The following is a 25,125-nucleotide window of genomic DNA, read 5'->3' on the forward strand; positions in this document are numbered from 1 at the left end:
ACGGCTTGGATTCCGTCGTGCTGGGCGCCCGCTTCCGTTTCGTTGGCGCCCTTCTGGCCCGGGCGGGGGGGGCCCCCCGCCCCCCCCCCCCCCCCCCCCCCCCCCCCGACTGAAGGAACCGCAGGTCAGCGACCGACGGACACCCCGAATCCCTAGCCGTACATCCGGCGCATCGCGAAGTCGACCATCTGCTCGACCGCCTTGGCGTCGAACACCATCCGGTGATCACCCTCCATGTCCAGGACGAAGCCGTACCCCGTCGGCAGCAGGTCGATCACCTCGGCCCCGGCGATCACGAAGTACTTCGACTCCTTGCCCGCGTACCGCCGCAGCTCCTTGAGCGTGGTGAACATCGGGATCACTGGCTGCTGCGTGTTGTGCAGCGCCAGGAAGCCGGGGTTGTCGCCGCGCGGGCAGTAGACCTTCGACGTGGCGAAGATCTGCTGGAAGTCCTCGGCGGCGAGGGAGCCGGTGGTGAAGGCCCGGACCGCGTCGGCCAGGGAGGGCGGCGACGGTTCGGGATACAGCGGCTGCTCCCCGTAGCCGCCACCCATCTGACCCATCTGGCCCATCTGACCCATCTGCTGCTGAGCACCAGGGTTCTGGTCGTAGCCGTACATGCTGCAAAGAGTAATCGGACACATCTACGGCTTGAGGGGTTGCGCCTTATTACTGACGGGTAGCATCATCGGAGAGGTCAGCTGATAGACCTACGCCTGCCTGTCGCCCGACCCGCATCACTCCCCGGGGCGCTGTGGCGCCACTGCTATTGATTACGGAGCCTTCCCATGGGGCACTACAAGTCGAATCTCCGCGACATCGAGTTCAACCTCTTCGAGGTCCTCGGGCGCGACAAGGTGTACGGCGCCGGTCCGTTCGGTGAGATGGACGTCGACACCGCGAAGAGCATCCTGGACGAGGTCGCCCGCCTCGCGGAGAACGAGCTCGCCGACTCCTACGCCGACGCCGACCGCAACCCGCCGGTCTTCGACCCGGAGACCAAGACCGCCCCGGTCCCGGCGAGCTTCAAGAAGTCGTACCAGGCCTTCATGGACTCCGAGTACTGGCGCCTGGGCCTCCCCGAGGAGATCGGCGGCACGACCTCCCCCCGCTCCCTGATCTGGGGTTACGCGGAGCTGCTGCTCGGCGCGAACCCGGCCGTGTGGATGTACTCCTCCGGCCCGGCCTTCGCCGGCATCCTCTTCGACGAGGGCAACGAGGAGCAGAAGAAGATCGCGGAGATCGCCGTCGAGAAGCAGTGGGGCTCGACGATGGTGCTGACCGAGCCGGACGCCGGCTCGGACGTCGGCGCCGGCCGGACGAAGGCCGTGCAGCAGGGCGACGGCTCCTGGCACATCGAGGGTGTGAAGCGCTTCATCACCTCGGGCGAGCACGACATGTCCGAGAACATCATCCACTACGTGCTGGCCCGCCCCGAGGGCGCAGGACCCGGCACCAAGGGCCTCTCGCTCTTCATGGTCCCGAAGTTCCACTTCGACTGGACCACCGGCGAGCTGGGCGAGCGCAACGGCGTGTACGCGACGAACGTCGAGCACAAGATGGGCCTCAAGGCGTCCAACACCTGCGAGATGACGTTCGGCGACCAGCACCCCGCCAAGGGCTGGCTGATCGGCGACAAGCACGACGGCATCCGCCAGATGTTCCGCATCATCGAGTTCGCCCGCATGATGGTCGGCACGAAGGCCATCGCCGCCCTCTCCACGGGCTACCTGAACGCCCTGGAGTACGCCAAGGAGCGCGTCCAGGGTCCGGACCTGGCGAACTTCATGGACAAGACCGCGCCCAAGGTCACCATCACGCACCACCCCGACGTGCGCCGCTCGCTCATGACGCAGAAGGCGTACGCCGAGGGCATGCGCTCGCTGGTGCTCTACACCGCCTCCGTCCAGGACGCGATCCAGGAGCAGGAGGCCGCGGGCGAGGACGCCAAGGCGCTGAACGGCCTCAACGACCTGCTGCTGCCGATCGTGAAGGGCTACGGCTCCGAGAAGTCCTACGAGCAGCTCGCGCAGTCGCTCCAGACCTTCGGCGGCTCCGGCTACCTCCAGGAGTACCCGGTCGAGCAGTACATCCGGGACGCCAAGATCGACACCCTCTACGAGGGCACCACCGCGATCCAGGGCCAGGACTTCTTCTTCCGGAAGATCGTCCGCGACCAGGGCGCCTCGCTCAACACGCTCTCCGAGGAGATCAAGAAGTTCCTCGCGGGCGCCCAGGGCAACGAGGAGCTGGCCCCCGCGCTGGACTCCCTCGCCAAGGCCGCCGTGGACCTGGAGGCGATCGTCGGCACGATGATCACCGACCTCACCGCGACCGGCGAGGACGTCAAGAACATCTACAAGGTCGGCCTCAACACGACCCGCCTGCTGATGGCCTCCGGCGATGTCGTCGTCGGCTACCTGCTGCTCAAGGGCGCGGCCGTGGCGGCCGAGAAGCTGCCGACCGCCTCCGCGAAGGACGTCGCCTTCTACCAGGGCAAGATCGCCGCTGCGAAGTTCTTCGCCGCGAACGTCCTGCCGGGCGTCTCGACCGAGCGCGCGCTCGCCGAGTCGATCGACAACTCGCTGATGGAGCTGGACGAGGCCGCGTTCTAGGACCTCGCTCGCCTGCTCCGTACGTCAACCAGCGCCGCCCCCCGGAATTAGTTGGGGGGGGGGCGCTGTCGTATCAGCTGGGTACGCTGAGTGCACGGCCCAGAATCCCTTCCATGGGAGGAACCATGACCGCCGAGGCACAGTCCGAAGCGTCGCAGCTGCGGCGCGCCAACCCCAGGTGGCCGGTCCCGCCAGCGGACGGCTACACCGTGGACGACTTCTTCACGCTTGACGACCTCCCGCCGCACACAGAGCTGATCGACGGGAGCCTGGTTTTCGTGAGTCCGCAGCGGAAGTTCCACACGCTGGCGATGTATCTACTGGAGCAGGGACTGCGCCTCCATGTGCCCGGGCACCTGCGTGTGCGTCGGGAGATGGCGGTCGTCCTGGGCAAGCGGAGTGTGCCGGAACCGGATCTGGTGGTGGTTTCGGCAGAGGCGGACGGCAATCAGCTCCAGACCCGCTACGAGGCCGCCGACGTCCTCCTCGCCGTGGAGGTCGTCTCCCCCGACTCCGAGGACCGCGACCGGGACACCAAGCCTCACAAGTACGCGGCGGCGGGCATCAAGCACTTCTGGCTCGTGGAAATGGTGGGCGATGGGCACCGCCCCATGGTCATCACTTACGAGCTCGACCCGGTCAACAAGACCTACGTCTCCACCGGCGTCCACCACGACCGGCTCAAGCTCTCCGCCCCCTACGACATCGACATCGACCTGACCTCGATCGACGAGCTGTAGGGGCCGGGATCTCGCCCGGCCACCGGATACTCACCGGATACCGGACCCCGGGTCCTCGTTACAGTGAAGAACATGAGTTCCCCTCTCCGGTTCGACCGCGCGCACACCGATGACCTGATGACCTTCCTGGCGGCCAGCCCGTCCCCGTACCACGCCGTGGCGAACGCCGCCGCCCGGCTGGAGGAGGCCGGTTTCCGGCAGGTCGAGGAGACCGCCGCCTGGGACGCGACGGCGGGCGGGAAGTACGTGCTGCGCGGCGGGGCGATCGTCGCCTGGTACGTGCCGGAGGGCGCCGAGGCGCACACCCCGTTCCGGATCGCGGGGGCGCACACCGACTCCCCGAACCTGCGGGTGAAGCCGCTGCCCGACAGCGGGGCGCACGGCTGGCGTCAGATCGCCGTCGAGGTCTACGGCGGCACCCTGCTCAACACCTGGCTCGACCGGGACCTGGGCCTGGCCGGGCGGATCTCGCTGCGCGACGGTACGCACCGGCTGGTCAACATCGACCGGGCGCTGCTGCGGGTGCCGCAGCTCGCCGTGCACCTGGACCGGTCGGCCAATGCCGAGGGGCTCAAGCTCGACCGGCAGAAGCACATGCAGCCGATCTGGGGGCTCGGCGAGGTCGAGGAGGGCGACCTGATCCGGTTCGTCGCCGAGGAGGCGGGCGTCGACGCGGAGGACGTCACCGGCTGGGACCTGATGCCGCACGCCATCGAGCCGCCGTCCTACCTGGGCCGGGACCGGGAGCTGCTGGCCGGGCCCCGGATGGACAACCTCCTCTCGGTGCACGCGGCGACCGCCGCCCTGGCCGCCGTCACCGGGCAGGACGACGCCGACATCCCGTACATCCCGGTGTTCGCGGCCTTCGACCACGAGGAGAACGGCTCGCAGTCCGACACCGGGGCCGACGGACCGCTGCTGGGATCGGTGCTGGAGCGCTCGGTGTTCGCCCGCGGCGGTACGTACGAGGACCGCGCCCGCGCCTTCGCCGGCACGGTCTGCCTCTCCTCCGACACCGGCCACGCCGTGCACCCCAACTACGCGGAGCGGCACGACCCGACGCACCACCCGGTCGCCAACGGCGGGCCGATCCTCAAGGTCAACGTCAACATGCGGTACGCCACCGACGGCAGCGGCCGTGCGGTGTTCGCCGCCGCCTGCGAGAAGGCGGGCGTGCCGTGGCAGACCTTCGTGTCCAACAACGCGATGCCCTGCGGCACCACGATCGGCCCGATCACCGCGGCCCGGCACGGCATCCAGACCGTCGACATCGGCGTGGCGATCCTCTCGATGCACAGCGCCCGTGAGCTGTGCGGCGCGGACGACCCCTACCTGCTGGCGAACGCGCTCACCGCGTTCCTGGCCGGCTGACCGGGAAACGTCCAACCGCCTCCGCGCACATGGTTGTTGCCGGGCCGGGTACGCGGGTCGTACACCGGTCCGGACTCACCGGGCGGTCGAGGAGGCGGAATTCATGGGACTCGGAGGATGCATTCTCCTGATCGGTGCGGGCGCGATCCTGGCGTTCGCCACCGACTGGCAGGTCGACACGGTCAACGTCGATCTGGTCGGCTGGATCATGATGCTCGTCGGCCTCGTCGGGGTCTTCGTCTACATGAGCATCGCGCGGCGCCGCCGTATGGTCGTGCCGCCCACCACCACCGTCGTCCAGGACGACCAGCAGCGCTACCAGTAGAGGCTGACGCTCCGGGTCGCCCCACGCAGGCCCCCCCCGTCCGGCGCGTCAGCCCTGCTCGTCCATGCCCGCCAGCACCAGCGGCAGCCGGGGCGCTCCTCCCGCGGTCACGCGGACGGGGACGCCCCAGTCCTGTTGGTGCACATGGCAGGCCGGGTACTCGTTGGCCGGGTCGTCGTCGCAGGACGCCGCCATCGCGGAGACGTGCAGCACGCCCTCGGTGACCTCGTCCGCGAGGACCAGTTCGCGCCCGAGGTCCGTGCCCGCTCCGGAGCCGTCCGCCAGCAACTCGGGCGGGGTGGCGGAGACCAGGAGCCGGGTCGAGGGGCCGTAGCGGGTGTCCAGCTTCTGCCCGGCAGGCGCCTGGAAGACCACATCGAGGCGGAGGGTGCCGGGGGCGATCTCGGTGGCGGCCCGCTGGGTGCGGTGCGCCTGGTCGGCGACCCGTACCGCCTCCTCGGGCAGGCGGAGCCGGGTCAGCCGGTGGCGGGCCGACTCGACGACGACCAGATCGCCGTCGACCAGCACCGCGTCGCTGGGCTCGCGGACATCGGTGGCCAGCGTGGTGACCTCGCCGGATTCCGGGTCGTAACGGCGCAGGGCGTGGTTGTACGTGTCGCTGACCGCCACGGACCCGTCAGGCAGCGCGGTCACGCCGAGCGGGTGTTGCAGCAGCGCCTGTTCGGCCGCCCCGTCGCGGTGGCCGAAGTCGAAGAGGCCGGTGCCGACGGCCGTGTGCACGTGCTCGTCGCGGTCGACCCATCGCAGGGCCGAGGTCTCCGAGTCGGCGACCCAGAGCCGCTCCCCGTCGAAGGAGACGGCGAGCCCGGACGGCTGGGCGAACCAGGCCTCGGCGGCCGGCCCGTCGACCAGGCCCTCGTTGGTGGTCCCGGCGGCGACGCGTACGGTCGCGCTCTCCGGGTCGTACGTCCACAGCTGGTGCACGCCCGCCATGGCGATCCACAGCCGGTCGCCGAACCAGGCGAGGTCCCACGGCGAGGACAGGTCCACCTCGCGCGCCGGACCGCTGGTCGGGTTCCCCTGCCACCACTGGCGGCCCGTCCCGGCGAGGGTGCTGGTCGCCCCGGTCGTCAGGTCCAGGGCGCGGATCGCGTGGTTGACGGTGTCCGCGACGGCGATGCGGCCGTCCGGGAGCACGGCGAGCCCCTGCGGTTCACTGAACCGGGCCTCGTCCGGGCCGCCGTCGATCCACCCGCGGTCGCCGGTGCCAAAGTGGCGTCGTACGGTCTCGCCGTCCGCGTCCAGCTCGACGAGGCGGTGCCGGGTGGTGTCGGAGACCAGGAAGCCGCCGTCCGGCAGGATCAGCGCCTTGCCGGGGAACCGCAGATGCGTGGCGACGGGCTCGGGCGCGACGTACGGCCCGTCGCCCCGGCGCAGCGTGCCCTTGGCCCCATGCTCGGCCTCCAGCTCCTCGACGAGCTTCTCGATGGCGTGCGCGTGGCCCTCGCCGGCGTGCTGGGCGACGACATAGCCCTCGGGGTCGATCACGACGAGCGTCGGCCAGGCGCGGACCGCGTACTGCTTCCAGGTGGCCAGCTCGGGGTCGTCGAGGACGGGGTGGTGGACCTCGTAGCGCTCGACGGCGTCGACGACGGCCTGGTGCTCGGCCTCGTGGACGAATTTGGGCGAGTGGACGCCGATGATCACCACGGTGTCGCGGTGCTTCTCCTCCAGCTCGCGCAGCTCGTCCAGGACATGCAGACAGTTCACACAGCAGAACGTCCAGAAGTCGAGGATGACGATGCGTCCTCGCAGGTCAGCGAGGGTGTACTGCTGGTCGCCTGTATTGAGCCAGCCGCCCTTGCCGATGAGTTCGGGGGCGCGGACGCGTGCACGTGTTGCCATGCCACCAGTCAACACCCTGACCGCCTGCGCGCATTCCGCCGGGCCCCGGGGGAACCTGTGCCCCATGAGACTTCTCGTACGTGAGCGGCTGTTCGCCATCGGCGACGACTACTGGATCGAGGACGACGGGGGCCGGAAGGTCTTCCTCGTCGACGGCAAGGCGATGCGGCTGCGCGACACCTTCGAGCTGAAGGACGCCGACGGCCGGGTCCTGGTCGAGCTGCGGCAGAAGCTGATCAGCCTGCGCGACACGATGCTCATCGAGCGGGGCGGCGAGGAGCTGGCCAAGGTCAAGCGCAAACGGCTGTCGCTGCTCCGCAACCACTACCGGGTGACGCTGGTGGACGGCACGGAGCTGGACGTCAGCGGCAAGATCCTGGACCGTGAGTTCGCCATCGAGTACGACGGTGAGCTGCTGGCCCAGATCTCGCGCCGCTGGCTGACCCTCCGGGACACGTACGGCATCGACGTCGTCCGGGACGACGCCGACACCGCGCTGCTCATCGCCGTGGCGATGTGCGTGATCGTCCTGGCGGACAAGGAGAGCGAGGGCTGAGCACGCGTCCCCGCGCGGGAGTTCGCTGTTTCACGTGAAACAACGCGGGGCTCAGGAACGGACCGACGCCTGGCGCGCCACCACCCGCCGGTCCGCCTGGACGAAGGCGGCTGCCGCAAGGGCGACGGTGGCCGCGAAGGAGACCGCGAGAGCGGGGTTGAGCCAGGACGGGACGACCTCGCTGGTGAACTCCCTGCCGTCGGGGGTACGACACAGGACGCGCAGCGGCAGGAACTGCACCTGGCGTGCGTCCACCTGTACGTTCTGAGGCCGATCACCCGTGTCGCGGCACTGGTGCATGGGGGTCGAGTCCGCCCCCGACCCTGCCTCGCTGAGCGCGACACCAACGAGGATGAGGCCGAAGAGGTAGAGGACGACCGTGACACCGGCGGCGAAGACCGCCGTGCCACGGAGCAACGTCGATTCGGCACTGCCCTGTCCGGCCATGGCGCTCACTGTAAACAGGCGGGGCACCTTGACGCCGGGCGCCCCGCGAACGCCGTCGCGCGGCCCTCAGAGCGGCGGCGCGAGCCCCAGGCGGCGGCCCTTCAACGCCGGGAACTGCTCCCGGGTCGCGCGTACCTTGTCCGCGTCCAGCTCGACGGTCAGGATCTCCTCGTCCGCGCCCGCCTGGGCCAGCACCTCGCCCCAGGGGTCGACGACCATGCTGTGCCCGGCCTGCTGGACATCGGCGTGGGTGCCCGCCGTCCCGACGGCGAGGACGTACGCCTGGTTCTCCACGGCGCGGGCCTGGGCGAGAAGCGTCCAGTGGGAGCGCCGGCGCTCGGGCCAGCCCGCCGCGACGATCAGCGTCTCGGCGCCCGCGTCGACGAGCCCCCGGAACTGCTCGGGGAAGCGCAGGTCGTAACAGGTGGCGAGGCCCAGGGTGGTGTCCGGCAGGGCGACGGTCACCAGCTCCTCGCCCGCGCCCATCATCACCGCCTCGCCCTGGTCGAAGCCGAAGCGGTGGATCTTGCGGTAGAAGGCCGAGCGCTCGCCCTCGGGCGAGAAGACCAGGCTCGTGTTGTAGAGGGTGCCGTCGTCCGCGCGTTCGACGAAGGATCCGCCGTGCAGCCAGACACCGGCCTCGGCGGCCGCCTTCGCCATCACCTCGTGCGTGGGGCCCTCCAGTGGCTCGGCCTCCGCCTCGAAGGCGGTGTAGGCGAACGCCCCGACCGGCCAGAGTTCGGGCAGAACCACCAGGTCAGCGCCTCGCTGGGCGACCACCAGAGAAGCCGCTCGCACTCTGCGGTCCTCGACGGATTCGTCCGGGTCCACTGCGATCTGGATGAGGGAGGCGCGCACACTACCACCGTCCTGGCATTCAAGCCGTCAACACGGGCCTACGATCGTCACACGAAAGCACTGCCGGGGTGCCTGCTCGCAGCGTAACTTAGCGGTCGAACCTCCCACGCAGCTCGCCGACAGTGCCGTCAGAGCCGGCCCACCCGCCAGCACTCCCTGCTCTCTCCAGCCCATGCACCGCAGAACCGCACGAGGGGTCCCGTGACCGTCCATCCCAGCCTCCAGCCCTACACCGACGCCGCGACCCACTCCATCGAGGCGATAGCCGAGCTGGTGAAGCCCCTTCCCGAGAGCGAGTGGAACCGCCGGACGCCCTGCCCGGGGTGGTCGGTGCGCGACATCGTGTCGCACGTCATCGGCATGGAGTGCGAGATGCTCGGCGATCCCCGGCCGATCCACACCCTGCCGCGCGACCTCTACCACGTGCAGAGCGACTTCGCCCGGTACATGGAGATGCAGGTCGACGTCCGGCGGCACCACACCTCCCCGGAGATCACCGCCGAGCTGGAGTACGTCCTCATCCGCCGGGCCCGCCAGATCCGCAACGAGTCGCGCAGCCCCGAGACCAAGGTCCGCGCGCCCCTGGGCGCCGAGCAGACCCTCGAAACGGCGCTGAATCTGCGGGCCTTCGACGTCTGGGTGCACGAACAGGATCTGCGCACCACGCTCGGCCAGCCGGGCAACCTGGACTCCCCCGGCGCCCTGATCACCCGGGACCTGCTGCTCGCCGGGCTGCCGAAGGTGGTCGCCAAGAGCGCGGGCGCGCCCGCCAATTCGGCGGTCGTCTTCGACGTGCACGGCCCGGTGGAGTTCCTGCGGACCGTACGGATCGACGCGGAGGGCCGCGGCTCGATAGACGGCGCGCCGTCGCTGGGCCCCGCCGTGACGCTGTCGCTGGACTGGGAGACGTACGTCCGGCTCGCCTGCGGCCGGGTCCGTCACGCGGCCGTCGCCGACCGGATCAAGGTCGAGGGCGACCAAGAGCTGGCCACGGCGATCCTGGACAACTTCGCCGTGACCCCGTGACCCCGTGACCCCCGTGGCCTCGTGACTTCTTGACCGCTTCACGGGCACGTGCCCGCCCCCGGAGTGAGGGCTAAGCGGGCACGTGCACGGCCTCGACGCGGCTCACCACGTGGTGCTCGCGCTCCCTGAGCGCCGCCCGCCGGCGCAGCCGCAGGATCTGGGCGACGCCGAACGCCTCCAGGACGAAGACCGAGGCGAACGCGATGCGGTAGTTGTCGCCGGTGGCGTCCAGCAGGACCCCGACGGCGAACAGGGTGGTCATCGAGGCGACGAACCCGCCCATGTTGACGATGCCCGACGCGGTGCCCTGCCGCTCGGGCGGGTTGGCCGGCCGGGCGAAGTCGAAGCCGACCATCGAGGCCGGTCCGCAGGCGCCGAGCACCAGGCACAGGACGACCAGCAGCCACATCGGCGTGTGGTCGGCCGGGTAGAAGATCGCGGAGGCCCAGAGCAGCGCCGTCGTCGCCACCGTGCCCAGCGCGATCGGAACCCGCGCCTCGTGGTGGCGGGCGATGATCTGCCCGTAGACGAGCCCGACCACCATGTTGGACAGCACCACCAGGGTGAGCAGGCTGCCCGCCGTGCCCCGGCTCAGCTCCTGCGCCTCCACCAGGAACGGCATCCCCCACAGCAGCAGGAACACCATCGCCGGGAACTGCGTGGTGAAGTGCACCCACATCCCGAGCCGCGTCCCGGGCTCCCGCCAGGCGGCGGCGATCTGCCGGCGGACGTACGCGGCCCCGGCGTGCTCGGCCGGCGGCGGCTCGTGGCCCTCGGGGTGGTCCTTCAGGAACAGCAGGAGCAGCACCAGCACCACCACGCCCGCCAGCGAACTGCCGACGAACGTCGTGGTCCAGCCGTAGCTGTGCAGCGCCCGCGCGATGAACAGCGTCGAGACGAGGTTGCCCGCCATCCCGAACAGCGCCGCGACCTGCCCGATCAGCGGCCCGCGCCGGGCCGGGAACCAGCGGCTGCCGAGCCGCAGCACGCTGATGAACGTCATCGCGTCGCCGCAGCCGAGCAGCGCGCGGGCCGCCAGCGCCATCCCGTACGAGGGAGAGAGCGCGAAGCCGAGCTGCCCGACGGTGAACAGGACGACCCCGATGGTGAGGACCTTCTTGGTGCCGAGCCGGTCGACCAGCAGCCCCACGGGTATCTGCATGCCCGCGTAGACCAGGAGCTGGAGGATGGAGAAGGTGGAGAGCGCCGAGGCGTTGACGTCGAACCGGTCGGCGGCGTCGAGTCCGGCGACGCCCAGGCTCGTACGGAAGATGATCGCGACGAAGTAGACGGCGACGCCGATGCCCCAGACCCAGGCGGCGCGCCGGCCGCCGGGCGGGTCACCGGGGAGGGAGAGCGTGGGGGCGGCCGAACTCACCGGTCCTCACCCCGCACCAGCACCCGCACCCGGCCGACGTGGCGGCGCACGACCAGGGCCGCCCCCTCGGCGTCCCCGGCCCGGATCGCCTCCAGCAGCTCGCCGTGCTCGGTGATGTTGGCCTCGATCCTGCCGGGATGGGCCTCCATCACCGCGACGCCCATCCGCAGCTGACGGTCGCGCAGCTGGTCGTAGAGGCGCGAGAGGATCTCGTTGCCGGCGTTCTTGACGATCTCGGCGTGGAAACAGCGGTCCTTGACGGCCACCGCCGCCAGGTCACCGGCCTCCGCCAACTGCCGCTGCTCCTCCAGGAGCTGTTCGAGGCGCTCGATCAGCCGCGGGGAGGCGGGCACCGCCTTGCGCGCCGCGAACTCCTCGACCAGCAGCCTGGTCTCCACCACGTCCTTGATCTCCTGCGCGGAGACGGCGAGGACGAGCGCGCCCTTCTTCGGGTAAAGCTTGATCAGCCCCTCGACCTCCAGCCGTAGCAGCGCCTCGCGCACGGGCGTCCGCGAGACGCCGACCGCGTCCGCCAGGTCCCCTTCGGTGAGCAGCGTCCCGCCCTCGTAACGCCGGTCCAGGACGGCTTCCTTGATGTGTGTGTAGACCCGCTCGGCGGCGGGCGGGCGCTTGAGGGAGGAGGGCGTGGACCGTACGGGGGCGGAGGAGGCGGCAGGCATGCGCACAGCATAGATACAACATGCACGCATGGGGACCGGCGTCCGGATTCTGGACCTCGGCCAGGCCCGGAGAGATCAGGCACAGTTCAAGCTGCCCTGCGTACCCCTCCGACCTCGCCGAGGCTCTGGGCATCTCGCGCACCCGGCTCTCCAACCACCTGGCCTGCCTGCGCGACTGCGGCCTGGTCGTCACCGTGCCGGACGGCCGCCGTACGCGCTACGAGCTGGCCGACGAGCGCCTCGGCACCGCCTTGGACGACCTGCGCTCCGCGGTGGTGGCCGTCGAGACCGACCGCACGTGCCCCGACGCGGAGACGGAGGGGTGCTGCTGATGACCGCGCTCACCCTCGGCCCCTCCCCGGCCCGCCGGGACGCGCTCGCCCGCCGGATACAGCTGCTGGTCGCGGCCACCATCGCGTACAACGTCGTCGAGGCGGTGGTCGCCCTCACCGCCGGAACGGCCGCCTCCTCCAGCGCCCTGATCGGCTTCGGCCTGGACTCCGTCATCGAGGTCTCCTCCGCCGCCGCGGTCGCCTGGCAGTTCTCCGCCCGCGACCACGCGGTCCGGGAGGGCCGGGAGCGGGTCACCCTGCGGATCATCTCCGTGTCGTTCTTCGCCCTCGCCGCGTACGTCGCCGTCGACGCGGTCCGGGTGCTGGCCGGCACCGGCGAGGCCGAACCCTCCCCCCTCGACATCGGCATCGCCGCGCTCTCGTTGGCGGTCATGCCGTTCCTGTCGGCGGCCCAGCGGCCCAGCGGCGCGCGGGGCGCGAGATCGGGTCCGCCTCCGCCGTAGCGGACTCGAAGCAGACCCTGCTGTGCACGTACCTCTCCGCCGTCCTGCTCGCCGGCCTGCTCCTCAACGCCGCGCTCGGCTGGTCCTGGGCCGACCCGGTCGCCGCCCTCGCCATCGCCGTCATCGCGGTCAAGGAGGGCCGCGAGGCCCGGCGCGGCAAGGGCTGCTGCGCGCCGACGGCAGGCGCGGACAGCTGCGGGCGCTGACCGGAGACGCCCGGGTCAAGCCTGCGCAAATTCACCCGTTCGGGAACACATCCATTGCCCCGGCCCAGGAGTCTCATCCTCCGAGCGGCACCCATATGTGGCCGCACATCAGGGGCATTTGGAGCGTTCAGTTGAATATCGGCATCAAGCGTATAAATCGCGTCACCGTCACGGCCACCGTGACGCTCACCGCCGGTGCGGTGCTCGCGGGTAGCGCCTTCGCCTCCACGGCACACGCCGCCACGCCGCCGACTCCGAAGATCGTCGCCAAGGGCGGCTTCGTGATGAACGACGGCACCGGGAAGACCCTCTTCACCAAGTCCGCCGACACCCGCCGGGCCACCGGCTCGACCACCAAGATCATGACGGCGCTGGTCGTCCTGTCGCAGAAGAACGTGAACCTGAAGTCCAAGGTCACGATCCAGAAGGCGTACAGCGACTACATCGTCTCGAAGAACGCCTCGTCCGCCCGGCTCATCGTCGGCGACAAGGTCACCGTGGGCCAGCTCCTCTACGGCCTGATGCTCCCCTCCGGCTGCGACGCCGCGTACGCCCTGGCCGACAAGTTCGGCTCCGGTAAGACCCGTGCGGCCCGCGTGAAGTCGTTCATCGGCAAGATGAACGACACGGCGAAGAGCCTCAAGCTGAAGAACACCCGCTTCGACTCCTTCGACGGCATCGGGAACGGCAACAACTACTCGACCCCCCGTGACCTGACGAAGATCGCCAGCAAGGCGATGAAGAACTCCACGTTCCGCACCGTCGTCAAGTCCAAGTCGACGAAGCAGAAGGTGACCACGAAGAGCGGTGGCTACCGCTACATGTCGTGGACCAACACCAACAAGCTGCTCGGCAGCTACAGCGGCGCGACCGGCGTCAAGACCGGCTCCGGCCCGACCGCCAAGTACTGCCTGGTCTTCGCGGCGACCCGTAAGGGCAAGACGGTCATCGGCACGGTGCTCACCTCGACCTCCGAGGCCAACCGCACGGCCGACGCGAAGAAGCTGATGGACTACGGCTTCAAGAAGTAGCCGGCCTGCGCTGTACGGGAAGGGGCCCGGCCCGCACGGTGTGTGCGGGCCGGGCCCCTTCGGCGTGCCAAGAGCGTGTTCGCCGGGCTCGCCGTGCGGTGAGTCATCGGCCAGGAATCGGTGAGGAGTCTCGCCGCACCGGGCGTGGGCGCTGCGCTCACCACCGTACGAACGCGTGCTTGGTGCTCAGCGCGCGAGGCGGCGCAGAAGCCGTACGTACGAGCCACGACGCGCCGGATTCTCCACCGCCCCCGTGCACGCCCGCTCGGCGCGGTCCAGGCTGTCCTCCAGCAAGGCGTCATGGAGCGGCCGCCAGACGAGCGGCCAGGTGAGTCGGGCCGGGCCGCTGGTATTCATGGCGAGGGTGTGGCGCAGGATCGTGTGCGTCTCGTCGACGGGCAGAACGGCGTACTCGTGGAACCTCGCCGTGGTCGATCTGCCGCTGTCCGTGGTCCGTCGCCACCTCCGGGCCGGCCGCCCCCTGCCCGCGCATGCCGAGGACCTGGCGGAAGAGGCCGCAGCCGCGCTCCTGGGCGGGGAGAACCAGCGGTGACGGGCCGCCCTCAAGGCAACCGCTTCAGGCAGAGGCCCTGATACGCCGGTGGGGGGGGGGGGGGGGGGGGGCGGGGGGGGGCCCCCCCCCGGCCGAGCAAGGCACGACCGGGGGGGGGGGGGGGGGGGCGGCGGCGCGCGCAGGCCCGCCCCGGCCCCCGGGGCGCGCCCCAACCCGCGGTCGCGGCCCCCCCCACCCCCCCCCCCCCCCCCCCCCCCCCCCGCCGGGGGCGCCCCCGCCCCCCCCCCCCCCCCCCCCCCCCCACCGGGAAACGCTCTTACGCCCAGGTGATCAGGCGCTTCGGCTGCTCCAGGATCGCCGCCACATCGGCCAGCACCTTGGAGCCCAGCTCGCCGTCGACCAGGCGGTGGTCGAACGACAGGGCCAGCGTGGTGACCTGACGCGGCTTCACCTTGCCCTTGTGGACCCACGGCTGGAGCTTGATCGCGCCGACCGCCAGGATCGCGGACTCGCCCGGGTTGAGGATCGGGGTGCCCGTGTCGACGCCGAAGACGCCGACGTTGGTGATGGTCACCGTGCCGCCCGCCATCGCCGCCGGGGAGGTCTTGCCGTCCCGCGCCGTGCTGACCAGCTCGCCCAGCGCCGCCGCGAGCTGCGGCAGCGTCTGGTCGTGCGCGTCCTTGATGTTCGGCACGATCAGCCCGCGCGGGGTGGCCGCCGCGATGCCCAGGTTGACGTAGTGCTTCTGCACGATCTCCTGGTTGGCCTCGTCCCAGGCGGCGTTGACCTCGGGGTTCCGCTTGATCGCGACGAGGAGGGCCTTGGCGATGATCAGGAGCGGGTTGACCCGCACCCCCGCCATGTCCTTGTCCTCCTTGAGCTCGGCCACGAGCTTCATCGTGCGCGTCACGTCGACCGTGACGAACTCGGTGACGTGCGGCGCGGTGAAGGCCGATCCGACCATCGCCTGAGCGATCGCCTTGCGGACGCCCTTGACCGGGATACGGGTCTCGCGGGCGGAGTCGGAGACGGCGGCAGGAACAGCGGCTGCCGGGGCCGCGGGCGCCACCGGGGACGCGACCGCCGCAGGAGCCTCGGAAGCGGCCGGGGCCGCCGCCGCGTGGACGTCCTCGCGGGTGATGATGCCGTCCTTGCCGGTCGGCACCACCGTCGCCAGGTCGATGCCCAGGTCCTTGGCCAGCTTGCGGACCGGCGGCTTGGCGAGCGGACGGCCGCCACCCTGACCACCGGCCTGCGCGGGCACGGAAACAGGGGCGGGAGCCGGCGCCCCGTGCCCGTTCAGCTCGGCCTGCACCGCCGCCGCGACGGCGGCGGCCTCCGGAGCGGCCGACGCCCCCTTGCGCGGGCGGCGCTTGGTGGAGGACTCGGCGACCCCGTAACCCACCAGGACCGGCGTACGGCCCTTCGGCTCGGCCTCGGCCTCCGGCGTCTCCACGGGCTCCTGGGCCGGAGCGGCGGCGGCCGGGGCGGGCGCGTCGCCGCTGCCCGGGGCCACGTCGATCGCGATGATCACCTGGCCGACGTCGACGGTCGTGCCCTCGGGGAAGCGCAGCTCGTGCACCACCCCGTCGAACGGGATCGGCAGCTCGACGGCCGCCTTCGCGGTCTCGACCTCGCACACGACCTGGCCGTCGGTGACGGTGTCGCCGGGCTGGACGAACCACTTGAGGATCTCGGCCTCGGTCAGTCCCTCGCCCACGTCGGGCATCTTGAACTCACGGAAACGAGCAGACGTTTCGGTCATCGTCGTCACGAACCCTCTCCTCAGAACGCCAGCGAGCGGTCGACGGCGTCGAGCACCCGGTCCAGACCGGGCAGATACTCGTCCTCCAGCCGGGCCGGCGGGTAGGGCACGTGGTAGCCGCCGACCCGCAGCACGGGGGCTTCGAGGTGGTAGAAGCAGCGCTCGGTGATCCGGGCGGCGATCTCCGCGCCGGAGCCGTAGAAGACGGGCGCCTCGTGGACGACCACGACCCGGCCGGTCTTCTCCGCCGAGGTCTGGACGGCGTCGAAGTCGATCGGGGCCATCGAGCGCAGGTCCAGGACCTCGATCGACTTGCCCTCCTCCTGGGCGGCCGCGGCCGCTTCCAGGCAGACCTTGACCATCGGCCCGTACGCGACGAGCGTGAGGTCGCTGCCCTCGCGGGCGGTCACGGCCCTGTGCAGCGGGCCGGGGATGGACTCGGTGTCGACCTCGCCCTTGTCCCAGTAGCGCCGCTTGGGCTCGAAGAAGATGATCGGGTCGTCGCTCTGGACGGCCTGCTGCATCATCCAGTAGGCGTCGCTCGCGTTGGACGGCGAGACCACCTTCAGACCCGCGACGTGCGCGAAGAGCGCCTCGGGGGACTCGCTGTGATGCTCGACCGCGCCGATGCCACCGCCGTACGGAATCCGCACGACGACCGGCAGCTTGATCTTGCCGAGCGCGCGGGCGTGCATCTTGGCGAGCTGCGTGACGATCTGGTCGTACGCGGGGAAGACGAAGCCGTCGAACTGGATCTCGACGATGGGGCGGTAGCCGCGCAGGGCCAGGCCGATCGCCGTGCCGACGATGCCGGACTCGGCGAGCGGGGTGTCGATCACCCGGTCCTCGCCGAAGTCCTTCTGGAGTCCGTCGGTGATCCGGAAGACGCCGCCGAGCTTGCCGACGTCCTCACCCATGATGAGGACCTTGGGGTCGGTGTCGAGGGCGTGGCGGAGCGACTCGTTGAGCGCTTTCGCGATGGACATCTTTTCCACGGCCATGGCTACTTGCCCTCCTTGGCAGAGTCGGCGAACGATGCCTGGTAGGCGGCGAACTGGGCGCGCTCCTCGTCCACGAGGGAGCTGCCGTCGGCGTAGCCGTGCTCGAACAGGGCCATCGGGTCCGGGTCGGGCATCGCGCGTACCGCTTCCCGTACCCGCTTGCCGAGGGTCTCGCTCTCCTCGTCCAGGGCGGTGAAGAACGCCTCGTCGGCGTGGCCGGCCTTCTCCAGGTACGTCCGCAGCCGCAGGATCGGGTCCTTGGCCTCCCAGGCGGCCCGCTCCTCGTCGGCCCGGTACTTCGTCGGGTCGTCGGAGGTGGTGTGGGCGCCCATGCGGTAGGTGAACGCCTCGACGAGGGTCGGGCCCTCACCGCGGCGGGCGCGCTCCAGCGCGGAGCGGGTGACGGCGAGGCAGGCGAGGACGTCGTTGCCGTCGACCCGGACGCCGGGGAAGCCGTAGCCCTGGGCGCGCTGGTAGAGCGGCACGCGGGTCTGGCGCTCGGTGGGCTCGGAGATGGCCCACTGGTTGTTCTGGCAGAAGAAGACGACCGGGGCGTTGTAGACCGCGGAGAAGGTGAACGACTCGGCGACGTCGCCCTGGCTGGAGGCCCCGTCACCGAAGTACGCGATCACGGCGGAGTCCGCACCGTCCTTGGCGACGCCCATGGCGTAGCCGGTGGCGTGCAGCGTCTGCGAGCCGATGACGATCGTGTACAGGTGGAAGTTGTTGCTGTTCGGATCCCAGCCGCCGTGGTTCACGCCGCGGAACATGCCGAGCAGATTGGTCGGGTCGACGCCGCGGCACCAGGCGACCCCGTGCTCCCGGTAGGTCGGGAAGACGTAGTCGTCGTCGCGCAGGGCCCGGCCGCTGCCGATCTGGGCGGCCTCCTGGCCGAGGAGCGAGGCCCACAGGCCCAGCTCGCCCTGACGCTGGAGGGCGGTCGCCTCGGCGTCGAAGCGGCGCGTGAGGACCATGTCCCGGTACAGGCCGCGCAGCTCGTCGGCGCTCAGGTCGATGCTGTAGTCGGGGTGCTCGACGCGCTCACCCTCGGGCGTCAGCAGCTGGACGAGCTGGGGCTCGGCGCTCTGCGGCTTCTTCGCGGCGCTGGTCCGCTTGCTGGCGCGTCGCGGTTTACGCGCGGCGGCAGTGCTCTCCACGGTCACGTGCGTGCTCCTCCGTCGGTCCGGCCCCCGGGGTCTGCCGGGAACCAGTGCGGCTCGCCTGAATCCGACAGCCGTGCACGGGGTGGGTGCCGGTCGGCCGGGATCAGGCGTGACAGGTGCCCCGGCGAGCGCCCTGTCATAGGCACGTTACCCAGTGCATCGCATAACTGCGAAACCCTCTCTGACCTGCGATTTTGCTTGGATTTCCAAGTAAATCGAAAAAAACGCGAAGCGCTGCTGGTCAGGGCACTGGAAACAGCCTTGCAGGCCGCCGGAACAACGGCACGTTATCCCGCGGATCAGCGCCAGGGAAGAGCGGAGGGGAAGCGAGTATGTGAGACTGCGACCGTGCGCGAAGAAGGAAAAATCACGGTATTTCTGCTCGACGATCATGAGGTCGTCCGGCGTGGCGTCCATGAGCTGCTCGCCTCCGAACCGGACATCGAGGTGGTCGGCGAGGCCGGTACGGCCGCGGACGCCCTGGTGCGGATCCCGGCGACCCGGCCCGATGTGGCGGTGCTCGACGTACGGCTGCCGGACGGCAGCGGGGTGGAGGTCTGCCGGGAAGTCCGTTCCCAGGACGAGAACATCAAATGCCTGATGCTCACCTCGTACGCCGATGACGAGGCGCTTTTCGACGCGATCATGGCGGGCGCGTCGGGATACGTGCTGAAGGCGATCCGCGGCAATGAGCTGCTGAATGCCGTACGGGACGTGGCCGCCGGAAAATCCCTGCTGGACCCGGTGGCGACCGCCCGGGTGCTGGAGCGGCTGCGCGACGGCGGCAGCGGCAAGGGCGACGACAAGCTCGCAGGCCTGACCGAACAGGAACGCAAGATCCTGGACCTGATCGGCGAGGGCCTGACCAACCGGGTCATCGGGGAGCGCCTGCACCTCGCCGAGAAGACCATCAAGAACTACGTCTCCAGCCTACTGTCCAAGCTGGGCATGGAGCGCCGCTCGCAGGCCGCCGCGTACGTCGCACGGCTCCAGGCCGAGCGCCGCTGAACCGCCCCGGACGGCAGGACTTTGGTCCCGCGCCACCCGGGGCAGGCGACTCTTACGCGGCCCCTACGCCCGGGGGACAGTGGAAGCCATGTCCTTCGACTCCCACGGCTCCCCCCACGCACACCGCGCGGTCGGCACGATCGAGCGGGCCGAGCCGATCGAGCTGCTCGGCCGGGTTCCGTACGGCCGCCTCGCGACCAGCATGCGGGCCCTGCCGTTCCTGGCGGTGGCCCGGCACATCGTGAGCGACGGGCGCATCCTGCTGCGGATGCACCGGGGTTTCGGCCACCACGAGGCGTGTGACGGGAGCGTCGTCGCGTACGGGGCGGACAACTACAACGACGCGGCCTCCGGCGACGGCGGCAATCTGTGGTCGGTGCAGTTCACCGGACCCGCCGAGATCGTGCACCCCTGCCCCGAGCAGGAGGCACTGTTCGGCGCGGCACCCGTCAGCGTCAACGGGGAGCCCTACGCGCCGGCCTATCTCCGGGTCGATCCGCACTTCGTCACGGAACACGTCCTGGACTTCGCCTGACGACAGGCCTTAGCGCACCGCTGGGCGTGACCGCAAGTCCGCGAACCGGCCACGCAGAGTGATCTAACATCTGGTAAGTGCCGCGCTCATATGTCACTCGCCCACCTGTTCCCCCGGTCGGCGAGGTGCTGCGCCGTTACCCGGGCGTGGGCGAGCCGCTCGCCTGCGAGCCGATCACCAAGGGCCTGCTGAACCACGGGTACCGCGTCTCCACCACGAGCGGCTCGTACTTCCTCAAGCACCATCTCGACAAGAAGCACCTGGACGACACCAGCGGCGAACGCGCAGCGATCGTGCGCCAGCACCGCGCGACCCAGCGTCTGCAGTCGCTCGGCGTGCCCGTCGTCCCGCCCCTGACGGACACCCGGGGCGACACCGTCACCGTGATCGGCGAACGCTGCTACGCCCTGCACCCCTGGGTCGACGGCCTCCACCGGGTCGGCGCCCAGCTGACCCTGTCCCAGTCGCGCCGGCTCGGAACGCTCCTCGGCACCGTGCACACCGGCCTGGAGCAGGTGATGGCGCCGCGCGACGGCCCGCACCCCGCGAGCCCTCCCGCCCGGCCGGGACACCGCAGCCCGGACGCCGCCGAGACCTTCGCGCTGATCGACGACCTGCTGGCCGCCGCCCGCGGCGAGGACGGCCGGGACACCCCGCGCGACGCCTTCGACGAACTCGCCGTGCACCGGCTCGTGGAGCGCCGCGCCCTGCTCGAACAGCACGCCCACCGCCGCCCGCCCACCCCGGACGGGCCCGCCACCGGCTGGGTGCACGGCGACTTCCACCCGCTGAACCTCCTCTACCGGGGCGCCGACCCGGTCGCGATCGTGGACTGGGACCGGCTGGACGTACAGCCGCGCGCGGAGGAGGTGGTACGGGCGGTGGCGATCTTCTTCGTCCGGCCGGACGGGGAGCTGGACCTCGCGAAGGTCCGGGCGTACGCCCGCGCGTACCGGCGGGCCGCCGGGGCGGGGGCCGCGGAGCTGGCGGCCGCGGTGCACCGGGTGTGGTGGGAGCGGCTCAACGACTTCTGGATACTCCGCTGGCGCTACCGGCTGGACGACCGCAGGGCCGACCCGCAGTTCCCCGCGGTGTCGGCCCTGGTGGTGTGGTGGACGCGGGAGTACGAGGCGGTGTGCGCGGCCTTCACGGAGTGAAACGGTGCGTCACCGCGTGAGCCCCGGGGGGGGGCCCGGGGGGGGGGGCGGGGGGGGGGGTGGGGGGGGGGGGGGGGGGGGGGGGGGTGGGTGTTAAGGGGCGGGGGGCTGGGCGGCCGGTCGAGGGCGGGGGGGGCCGGCCCCCCCCCGGTCCGCATCCGCGCCCCCCCGGCCCCCCCCCCCCCCCCCCGCCCCCCCCCCCCCCCCGGGCTCATGGGGTGGTGCGCGGTGGTGCTGCGGTGGTGCGTTACCCGGTCGTGGCGCCCTGCGCCGTCTCACCGGGCGTCGTGCCCGTACCGCCCTCGTCCCCGCCGGCCCCGCCCTCGATGACTCCGCCCGGGGTGCCGGGGTCGGTCGTCGGGTCCGTGGGCTCGCCGGTGGGCTCCCCGCTGCTGCCCTCGTCGGTGGAGCCGTCCGAGGTGCCGCCGTCCGAGTCGGTCGGCGTCGGGGACGGGCTGAACGTCGGCTCGCTCGGGGTCGGGTCCGGGGTCCACGGCGGCGGGTTCGGCTCGGTCTGGCCGCCGGTCGTGGTGTCCGGCTCCTCCGGCTCCTCGCTCTCCTCCTCGGACGGCTCCTCCGAGGGCTCCTCCTCGGACTGGCTGACCGAGGTGGACGGGGTGACCGGCTTCTTCTTGTCGTCGTCGCCCTGCGCCGCGTTGAGGGCGAACGCGACACCCGCGCCGATCGCGATCAGGGCCAGCAGAACGAAGAGCCACATCTTGCCGCGCCCGCCGGGACGCCCCTGCCCGCCGTCGTACCCCCCGTCGTCCGGGTTGTACGGGGGCAGGATCGGGCCCTGCGAGGTGTCCCCGTGCATCGGGTGCCCCGCGCCCATCACCTGAGTGGAGCCGGCCATACCGTGCGGCGGGGTCTGGCCCCCCTCGCGCAGCGCGACCGGACCGGTGTTCCAGGTGCCCGTGTGGCCGCCCTGCACCTGGAGCATCTGCAGGCTGTACTGGACGAGCCCGCGCATCTCCTCCGCGCTCTGGAACCGGTCGTCCGGGTCCTTCGCCAGCGAGCGCATCACCATCCCGTCCAGCTCCGGCGGCACCACGTCCGAGACCTCGGACGGCGGCACCGGAATGTCCTGGACGTGCTGGTAGACCACCGAGAGCGGGGTCTCCCCGGTGAACGGGGGCCGCAGCGCCAGCAGTTCGTAGAGCAGGCAGCCGGTGGCGTACAGGTCGGACCGGTGGTCGACGGCCTTGCCGAGCGCCTGCTCGGGGGAGAGGTACTGCGGGGTGCCCATGACCATGCCGGTCTGGGTCATCGTCGACTGCGCGCCGTGCAGCGCGCGGGCGATGCCGAAGTCCATCACCTTGACCGCGCCGGAGTCCGTGATGATCACGTTGGCGGGCTTGATGTCGCGGTGCACGATGCCGTGCTGGTGCGAGTAGGCGAGGGCTTCCAGCACACCCGAGACGATGATCAGCGCCTGCTCGGGCGGCGGGGCCTCGGCGGTCAGGAGCAGATCGCGGATGGTGCGGCCCTCGACCAGCTCCATCACGATGTACGGGACGGTCTGGCCGCCCACGACGTCCTCACCGGAGTCGTACACGGCGACGATCGCGTGGTGGTTGAGGCCCGCGACGGACTGTGCTTCGCGGGTGAAGCGGGCCTTGGAGACCGGGTCCTCGGCCAGGTCGGAGCGGAGCAGCTTCACCGCGACGGTCCGTCCGAGCCGGACGTCCTCCGCCGCGTAGACCTCCGCCATGCCGCCCCGGCCGAGCCGGTGGGTCATCCGGTAACGGCCGTCACCGACGACGCCGCCGACGCCCCAGGAGTCGGTGCCATCCGAAACTCCGCCGCCGTTTGCTTCGGAATCGGGTGCCATCAGTCCTCGCCGTCGTATCTGTCCGCGCGTCCGCGGGTTCTCACGGTGCCTTGCTGCACTTGCTGCATTGCCACGTCACGCTACAGCCTCCGCCGGACACCACGGTTCCGCTCCGGCAGGATCATCGGACCGTCCGGCGCGTCCTCCACCCGAAGGTGATGCGTTTCCTGTAACGCTTCCGAGACGCTTCTTGTGCGTAGGGTCACGGAACGGGCACCCGGCTTGACGTGTCGGACCCCTACGGCAGACTTGGCCCGGAATCGCGTTGTACGGAACCGCGGGCCACGCAAACACGTCAGACAGAAACACACAGAAGCACCGCGTGCGACCGCGCGCCGCCGAGGGGGATGCAAGTCATGAGCCAGGACGGCGCACAGGGCCGCTATGCGGGCGGGGCGGTCGCGGGCGGCCGCTACCAGCTGCGCGACCTGCTCGGCGAGGGCGGGATGGCTTCCGTATACCTGGCCTACGACTCCGCCCTGGACCGCCAGGTCGCGATCAAGACCCTGCACACCGAGCTCGGCCGCGAGCAGTCCTTCCGCGAGCGCTTCCGGCGCGAGGCGCAGGCCGTCGCCAAGCTCCAGCACACCAACATCGTCTCCGTCTTCGACACCGGCGAGGACGAGCTGGGCGGTGCGCTGATGCCCTACATCGTCATGGAGTACGTCGAGGGGCAGCCGCTGGGCTCGGTGCTGGCCGCCGACATCCGCCAGCACGGCGCGATGCCGGCCGAGAAGGCGCTCAAGGTGACGGCGGACGTGCTCGCCGCCCTGGAGACCAGCCACGAGATGGGCCTGGTCCACCGGGACATCAAGCCGGGCAACGTGATGATGACCAAGCGCGGCGTCGTCAAGGTCATGGACTTCGGCATCGCCCGCGCCATGCAGTCCGGCGTCACCTCGATGACGCAGACCGGCATGGTCGTCGGCACCCCGCAGTACCTCTCCCCCGAGCAGGCCCTGGGCCGCGGCGTCGACGCCCGGTCCGACCTGTATTCGGTGGGCATCATGCTCTTCCAGCTGCTCACCGGCCGGATCCCGTTCGACGCGGACTCGCCGCTGGCCATCGCGTACGCGCATGTGCAGGAGGAGCCGGTCGCGCCGTCCAGCATCAACCGGTCGGTGACCCCGGCGATGGACGCCCTCGTCGCCCGCGCGCTCAAGAAGAACCCGAACGAGCGCTTCCCCAGCGCCGCCGCGATGCGCGACGAGATCGCCCGCGTGCTGAACGCCTCCGGCGGCCAGACCGGCGCCCCGATGATCGTGGCCGGGGGCGGGCCCGCCAACAGCGGTTCCGGCGTCGGCTCGGCGGTGTTCCCGCCGGTCGACCAGAGCACCCCGGCGCCGCACAGCGTCCACACGCCGTACCAGCCGCATCCGCAGCACCAGCAGCACCACCAGCCCGGCCCGTACAGTCAGCCGACCCCGGCGCCCACGCCGAGCTACGGCTACCCGCAGGCGGCCCAGGGCCAGGGCTACCAGCACCCGGGCCAGCTGTCCCACCAGACCCCGCCGCCGTACTCGATCTCCCCGCAGCACTCGACGGCCGTGGGCACCACCGCCGGCGGCGGCTCGAAGCGGAACATGCCGGTCGTCGTCGGCTCGATCGTCGTCGCGCTGCTGGCCATCGGCGGCCTGATCACCGCGATCGCCCTCCAGGGCGACGGCAAGGACGACGAGGCGGGCAAGGGCGGCGAGAGCGGCACCGAGCAGGTGGAGGGCTACCGTCCGCCGGAGCGCAACCGGACGATGGAGGAAACGGACTGCTCGAACGCCTCCGAGGACTCCAACGACCCGAAGAAGGTCCGCGCGCCCCGGTTCGTCTACAAGGACATCCTGTCGGCGAAGTCGTGCGCCCTCGCCGCGGGCTGGACGATCAAGGTGATCGAGGAGCCGGGCAACACCTACGCCGAGGACCAGATCGTCGGCCAGTTTCCGTCACCCGGTGCGGCGGTCGACGAGCGCGGCGCCCATTTCGAGCTGAAGGTCTCCACGGGCAAGCCCTCCTGAGTCTCCTGAGTCTGCCTCTGGGGCGTCGGCTGAGGCGTCGGCCCTTCTCCGGATCGTCGGCCTGTCGGAACGTGTCCGAACGCGTCCGAAGCTGATCGTTACGGGTCCACCGAGCCCCCCTCGCGCTTCGTCGTCGATCGCCGACAGGGCCCAGATTTCTGGATACCGCGTCCGGGATGCCGGATGAAGAGGCCCGTGTGACGCTGATCTCATGGCTCCAGGACTCCCGGCCGCATGGTCGTCG

General features: G+C 70.8%; 23 protein-coding genes and 2 pseudogenes. 14 read left to right on the forward strand and 11 right to left on the reverse strand.

Going from position 1 to position 25,125, the window contains the following annotated elements:
- Positions 1 to 152: 152 nt before the first annotated feature.
- Positions 153 to 620 carry an SseB family protein gene (locus JS521_RS04145; protein WP_205081341.1) on the reverse strand — a complete coding sequence of 156 codons (468 nt, stop codon included), beginning with the start codon at positions 618 to 620 and terminating at the stop codon, positions 153 to 155.
- Positions 621 to 788: 168 nt separating this feature from the next.
- Between JS521_RS04145 and JS521_RS04150 the strand changes: the two genes are divergently transcribed.
- From JS521_RS04150 to JS521_RS04165, 4 genes are all read left to right on the forward strand, one after another.
- On the forward strand, positions 789 to 2,615 hold the full coding sequence (locus JS521_RS04150; protein WP_205081342.1) for an acyl-CoA dehydrogenase: 1,827 nt from the start codon (positions 789 to 791) through the stop codon (positions 2,613 to 2,615).
- Between the two features lie 113 nt (positions 2,616 to 2,728).
- Positions 2,729 to 3,355, forward strand: coding sequence for a Uma2 family endonuclease (locus tag JS521_RS04155; RefSeq protein ID WP_205081344.1), 627 nt, complete (start codon positions 2,729 to 2,731; stop codon positions 3,353 to 3,355).
- Positions 3,356 to 3,427: 72 nt separating this feature from the next.
- A complete protein-coding gene (locus JS521_RS04160; protein WP_205081345.1) occupies positions 3,428 to 4,726 on the forward strand; it encodes a M18 family aminopeptidase in 1,299 nt (432 codons plus the stop codon).
- Positions 4,727 to 4,829: 103 nt separating this feature from the next.
- A complete protein-coding gene (locus tag JS521_RS04165; protein ID WP_200737501.1) occupies positions 4,830 to 5,051 on the forward strand; it encodes a DUF6458 family protein in 222 nt (73 codons plus the stop codon).
- 48 nt (positions 5,052 to 5,099) lie between these two features.
- Here the strand turns inward: JS521_RS04165 and JS521_RS04170 are convergent, their stop codons facing one another.
- Positions 5,100 to 6,917: an NHL domain-containing thioredoxin family protein gene (locus JS521_RS04170; protein WP_205081346.1), complete on the reverse strand. Its 1,818-nt coding sequence runs from the start codon at positions 6,915 to 6,917 to the stop codon at positions 5,100 to 5,102.
- Positions 6,918 to 6,981: 64 nt separating this feature from the next.
- On the opposite strand from JS521_RS04170, the gene JS521_RS04175 reads away from it, so the two are divergent.
- Positions 6,982 to 7,473: an LURP-one-related/scramblase family protein gene (locus JS521_RS04175; RefSeq protein WP_205081348.1), complete on the forward strand. Its 492-nt coding sequence runs from the start codon at positions 6,982 to 6,984 to the stop codon at positions 7,471 to 7,473.
- Positions 7,474 to 7,524: 51 nt separating this feature from the next.
- On the opposite strand, the gene JS521_RS04180 is transcribed toward JS521_RS04175, so the two are convergent.
- Together JS521_RS04180 and JS521_RS04185 are read right to left on the reverse strand one after the other, a co-directional pair.
- Positions 7,525 to 7,920 (reverse strand): hypothetical protein, encoded by a 396-nt coding sequence (locus JS521_RS04180; RefSeq protein ID WP_205081349.1) that lies wholly within the window; start codon positions 7,918 to 7,920, stop codon positions 7,525 to 7,527.
- A gap of 66 nt (positions 7,921 to 7,986) precedes the next feature.
- Positions 7,987 to 8,778, reverse strand: coding sequence for a carbon-nitrogen family hydrolase (locus tag JS521_RS04185; RefSeq protein WP_205081350.1), 792 nt, complete (start codon positions 8,776 to 8,778; stop codon positions 7,987 to 7,989).
- A 201-nt stretch (positions 8,779 to 8,979) separates the two neighbouring features.
- On the opposite strand from JS521_RS04185, the gene JS521_RS04190 reads away from it, so the two are divergent.
- Positions 8,980 to 9,804 carry a maleylpyruvate isomerase family mycothiol-dependent enzyme gene (locus JS521_RS04190; protein WP_205081351.1) on the forward strand — a complete coding sequence of 275 codons (825 nt, stop codon included), beginning with the start codon at positions 8,980 to 8,982 and terminating at the stop codon, positions 9,802 to 9,804.
- A gap of 70 nt (positions 9,805 to 9,874) precedes the next feature.
- On the opposite strand, the gene JS521_RS04195 is transcribed toward JS521_RS04190, so the two are convergent.
- Both JS521_RS04195 and JS521_RS04200 read right to left on the reverse strand, forming a co-directional pair.
- Positions 9,875 to 11,182 carry an MFS transporter gene (locus tag JS521_RS04195; protein WP_205081352.1) on the reverse strand — a complete coding sequence of 436 codons (1,308 nt, stop codon included), beginning with the start codon at positions 11,180 to 11,182 and terminating at the stop codon, positions 9,875 to 9,877.
- Positions 11,179 to 11,862, reverse strand: a complete 684-nt coding sequence (locus JS521_RS04200; RefSeq protein ID WP_205081354.1) for a GntR family transcriptional regulator — start codon at positions 11,860 to 11,862, stop codon at positions 11,179 to 11,181. The genes JS521_RS04195 and JS521_RS04200 overlap by 4 nt, the downstream gene beginning before the upstream one ends.
- A gap of 20 nt (positions 11,863 to 11,882) precedes the next feature.
- Between JS521_RS04200 and JS521_RS04205 the strand changes: the two genes are divergently transcribed.
- The 3 genes and pseudogenes from JS521_RS04205 to JS521_RS04215 all read left to right on the forward strand — a co-directional run bounded on the left by JS521_RS04205 (position 11,883) and on the right by JS521_RS04215 (position 13,895).
- A complete protein-coding gene (locus tag JS521_RS04205; protein ID WP_307847765.1) occupies positions 11,883 to 12,194 on the forward strand; it encodes a helix-turn-helix domain-containing protein in 312 nt (103 codons plus the stop codon).
- Positions 12,194 to 12,864: pseudogene (locus tag JS521_RS04210) on the forward strand (cation efflux transmembrane domain-containing protein). Before JS521_RS04205 ends, JS521_RS04210 begins: the two are co-directional and overlap by 1 nt.
- A gap of 131 nt (positions 12,865 to 12,995) precedes the next feature.
- Complete coding sequence (locus JS521_RS04215) at positions 12,996 to 13,895, forward strand: D-alanyl-D-alanine carboxypeptidase family protein (protein WP_205081355.1); 900 nt, start codon at positions 12,996 to 12,998, stop codon at positions 13,893 to 13,895.
- A 186-nt stretch (positions 13,896 to 14,081) separates the two neighbouring features.
- On the opposite strand, the gene JS521_RS04220 is transcribed toward JS521_RS04215, so the two are convergent.
- Positions 14,082 to 14,252: a hypothetical protein gene (locus JS521_RS04220; protein ID WP_372448549.1), complete on the reverse strand. Its 171-nt coding sequence runs from the start codon at positions 14,250 to 14,252 to the stop codon at positions 14,082 to 14,084.
- Positions 14,253 to 14,316: 64 nt separating this feature from the next.
- Between JS521_RS04220 and JS521_RS04225 the strand changes: the two are divergent.
- A pseudogene (locus tag JS521_RS04225) lies at positions 14,317 to 14,448 on the forward strand (TetR/AcrR family transcriptional regulator); the annotation flags it as partial.
- 277 nt (positions 14,449 to 14,725) lie between these two features.
- Here the strand turns inward: JS521_RS04225 and JS521_RS04230 are convergent.
- Genes JS521_RS04230 through pdhA form a run of 3 tightly spaced genes read right to left on the reverse strand, consistent with a single transcriptional unit; the run spans position 14,726 to position 18,338 of the window.
- On the reverse strand, positions 14,726 to 16,183 hold the full coding sequence (locus JS521_RS04230; RefSeq protein ID WP_205081357.1) for a dihydrolipoamide acetyltransferase family protein: 1,458 nt from the start codon (positions 16,181 to 16,183) through the stop codon (positions 14,726 to 14,728).
- Positions 16,184 to 16,194: 11 nt separating this feature from the next.
- Positions 16,195 to 17,175 carry an alpha-ketoacid dehydrogenase subunit beta gene (locus JS521_RS04235; RefSeq protein WP_205081358.1) on the reverse strand — a complete coding sequence of 327 codons (981 nt, stop codon included), beginning with the start codon at positions 17,173 to 17,175 and terminating at the stop codon, positions 16,195 to 16,197.
- Positions 17,176 to 17,177: 2 nt separating this feature from the next.
- Entirely contained in the window at positions 17,178 to 18,338 is a 1,161-nt protein-coding gene (pdhA, locus tag JS521_RS04240) for a pyruvate dehydrogenase (acetyl-transferring) E1 component subunit alpha (protein WP_205081359.1), read from the reverse strand.
- A gap of 348 nt (positions 18,339 to 18,686) precedes the next feature.
- Here pdhA and JS521_RS04245 point away from each other — a divergent pair, with 348 nt between their 5' ends.
- The 3 genes from JS521_RS04245 (at position 18,687) to JS521_RS04255 (ending at position 21,038) form a co-directional block, all read left to right on the forward strand.
- Positions 18,687 to 19,346 carry a response regulator gene (locus JS521_RS04245; protein WP_205081360.1) on the forward strand — a complete coding sequence of 220 codons (660 nt, stop codon included), beginning with the start codon at positions 18,687 to 18,689 and terminating at the stop codon, positions 19,344 to 19,346.
- Positions 19,347 to 19,434: 88 nt separating this feature from the next.
- Positions 19,435 to 19,881, forward strand: a complete 447-nt coding sequence (locus JS521_RS04250; protein WP_205081361.1) for a pyridoxamine 5'-phosphate oxidase family protein — start codon at positions 19,435 to 19,437, stop codon at positions 19,879 to 19,881.
- 125 nt (positions 19,882 to 20,006) lie between these two features.
- Entirely contained in the window at positions 20,007 to 21,038 is a 1,032-nt protein-coding gene (locus tag JS521_RS04255) for a phosphotransferase (protein ID WP_205081369.1), read from the forward strand.
- A 247-nt stretch (positions 21,039 to 21,285) separates the two neighbouring features.
- Here JS521_RS04255 and JS521_RS04260 read toward each other — a convergent pair whose 3' ends face one another.
- Complete coding sequence (locus JS521_RS04260) at positions 21,286 to 22,872, reverse strand: protein kinase domain-containing protein (protein ID WP_205081362.1); 1,587 nt, start codon at positions 22,870 to 22,872, stop codon at positions 21,286 to 21,288.
- Positions 22,873 to 23,228: 356 nt separating this feature from the next.
- On the opposite strand from JS521_RS04260, the gene JS521_RS04265 reads away from it, so the two are divergent.
- Positions 23,229 to 24,881, forward strand: coding sequence for a protein kinase domain-containing protein (locus JS521_RS04265; RefSeq protein ID WP_205081363.1), 1,653 nt, complete (start codon positions 23,229 to 23,231; stop codon positions 24,879 to 24,881).
- The last annotated feature ends 244 nt before the right edge of the window (positions 24,882 to 25,125 follow it).

Origin of the sequence: Streptomyces durocortorensis, assembly GCF_016901035.1 — a bacterium.
Lineage (GTDB): Bacteria > Actinomycetota > Actinomycetes > Streptomycetales > Streptomycetaceae > Streptomyces > Streptomyces durocortorensis.

What these genes read in the sequence shown, in the direction of transcription:
- JS521_RS04145 (WP_205081341.1), bottom strand. Translation starts at nt 620, where the DNA reads ATGTACGGCTACGACCAGAACCCTGGTGCTCAGCAGCAGATGGGTCAG.
- JS521_RS04150 (WP_205081342.1), top strand. Translation starts at nt 789, where the DNA reads ATGGGGCACTACAAGTCGAATCTCCGCGACATCGAGTTCAACCTCTTC.
- JS521_RS04155 (WP_205081344.1), top strand. Translation starts at nt 2,729, where the DNA reads ATGGGAGGAACCATGACCGCCGAGGCACAGTCCGAAGCGTCGCAGCTG.
- JS521_RS04160 (WP_205081345.1), top strand. Translation starts at nt 3,428, where the DNA reads ATGAGTTCCCCTCTCCGGTTCGACCGCGCGCACACCGATGACCTGATG.
- JS521_RS04165 (WP_200737501.1), top strand. Translation starts at nt 4,830, where the DNA reads ATGGGACTCGGAGGATGCATTCTCCTGATCGGTGCGGGCGCGATCCTG.
- JS521_RS04170 (WP_205081346.1), bottom strand. Translation starts at nt 6,917, where the DNA reads ATGGCAACACGTGCACGCGTCCGCGCCCCCGAACTCATCGGCAAGGGC.
- JS521_RS04175 (WP_205081348.1), top strand. Translation starts at nt 6,982, where the DNA reads ATGAGACTTCTCGTACGTGAGCGGCTGTTCGCCATCGGCGACGACTAC.
- JS521_RS04180 (WP_205081349.1), bottom strand. Translation starts at nt 7,920, where the DNA reads ATGGCCGGACAGGGCAGTGCCGAATCGACGTTGCTCCGTGGCACGGCG.
- JS521_RS04200 (WP_205081354.1), bottom strand. Translation starts at nt 11,862, where the DNA reads ATGCCTGCCGCCTCCTCCGCCCCCGTACGGTCCACGCCCTCCTCCCTC.
- JS521_RS04205 (WP_307847765.1), top strand. Translation starts at nt 11,883, where the DNA reads ATGCACGCATGGGGACCGGCGTCCGGATTCTGGACCTCGGCCAGGCCC.
- JS521_RS04220 (WP_372448549.1), bottom strand. Translation starts at nt 14,252, where the DNA reads ATGAATACCAGCGGCCCGGCCCGACTCACCTGGCCGCTCGTCTGGCGG.
- JS521_RS04235 (WP_205081358.1), bottom strand. Translation starts at nt 17,175, where the DNA reads ATGGCCGTGGAAAAGATGTCCATCGCGAAAGCGCTCAACGAGTCGCTC.
- JS521_RS04250 (WP_205081361.1), top strand. Translation starts at nt 19,435, where the DNA reads ATGTCCTTCGACTCCCACGGCTCCCCCCACGCACACCGCGCGGTCGGC.
- JS521_RS04260 (WP_205081362.1), bottom strand. Translation starts at nt 22,872, where the DNA reads ATGGCACCCGATTCCGAAGCAAACGGCGGCGGAGTTTCGGATGGCACC.
- JS521_RS04265 (WP_205081363.1), top strand. Translation starts at nt 23,229, where the DNA reads ATGAGCCAGGACGGCGCACAGGGCCGCTATGCGGGCGGGGCGGTCGCG.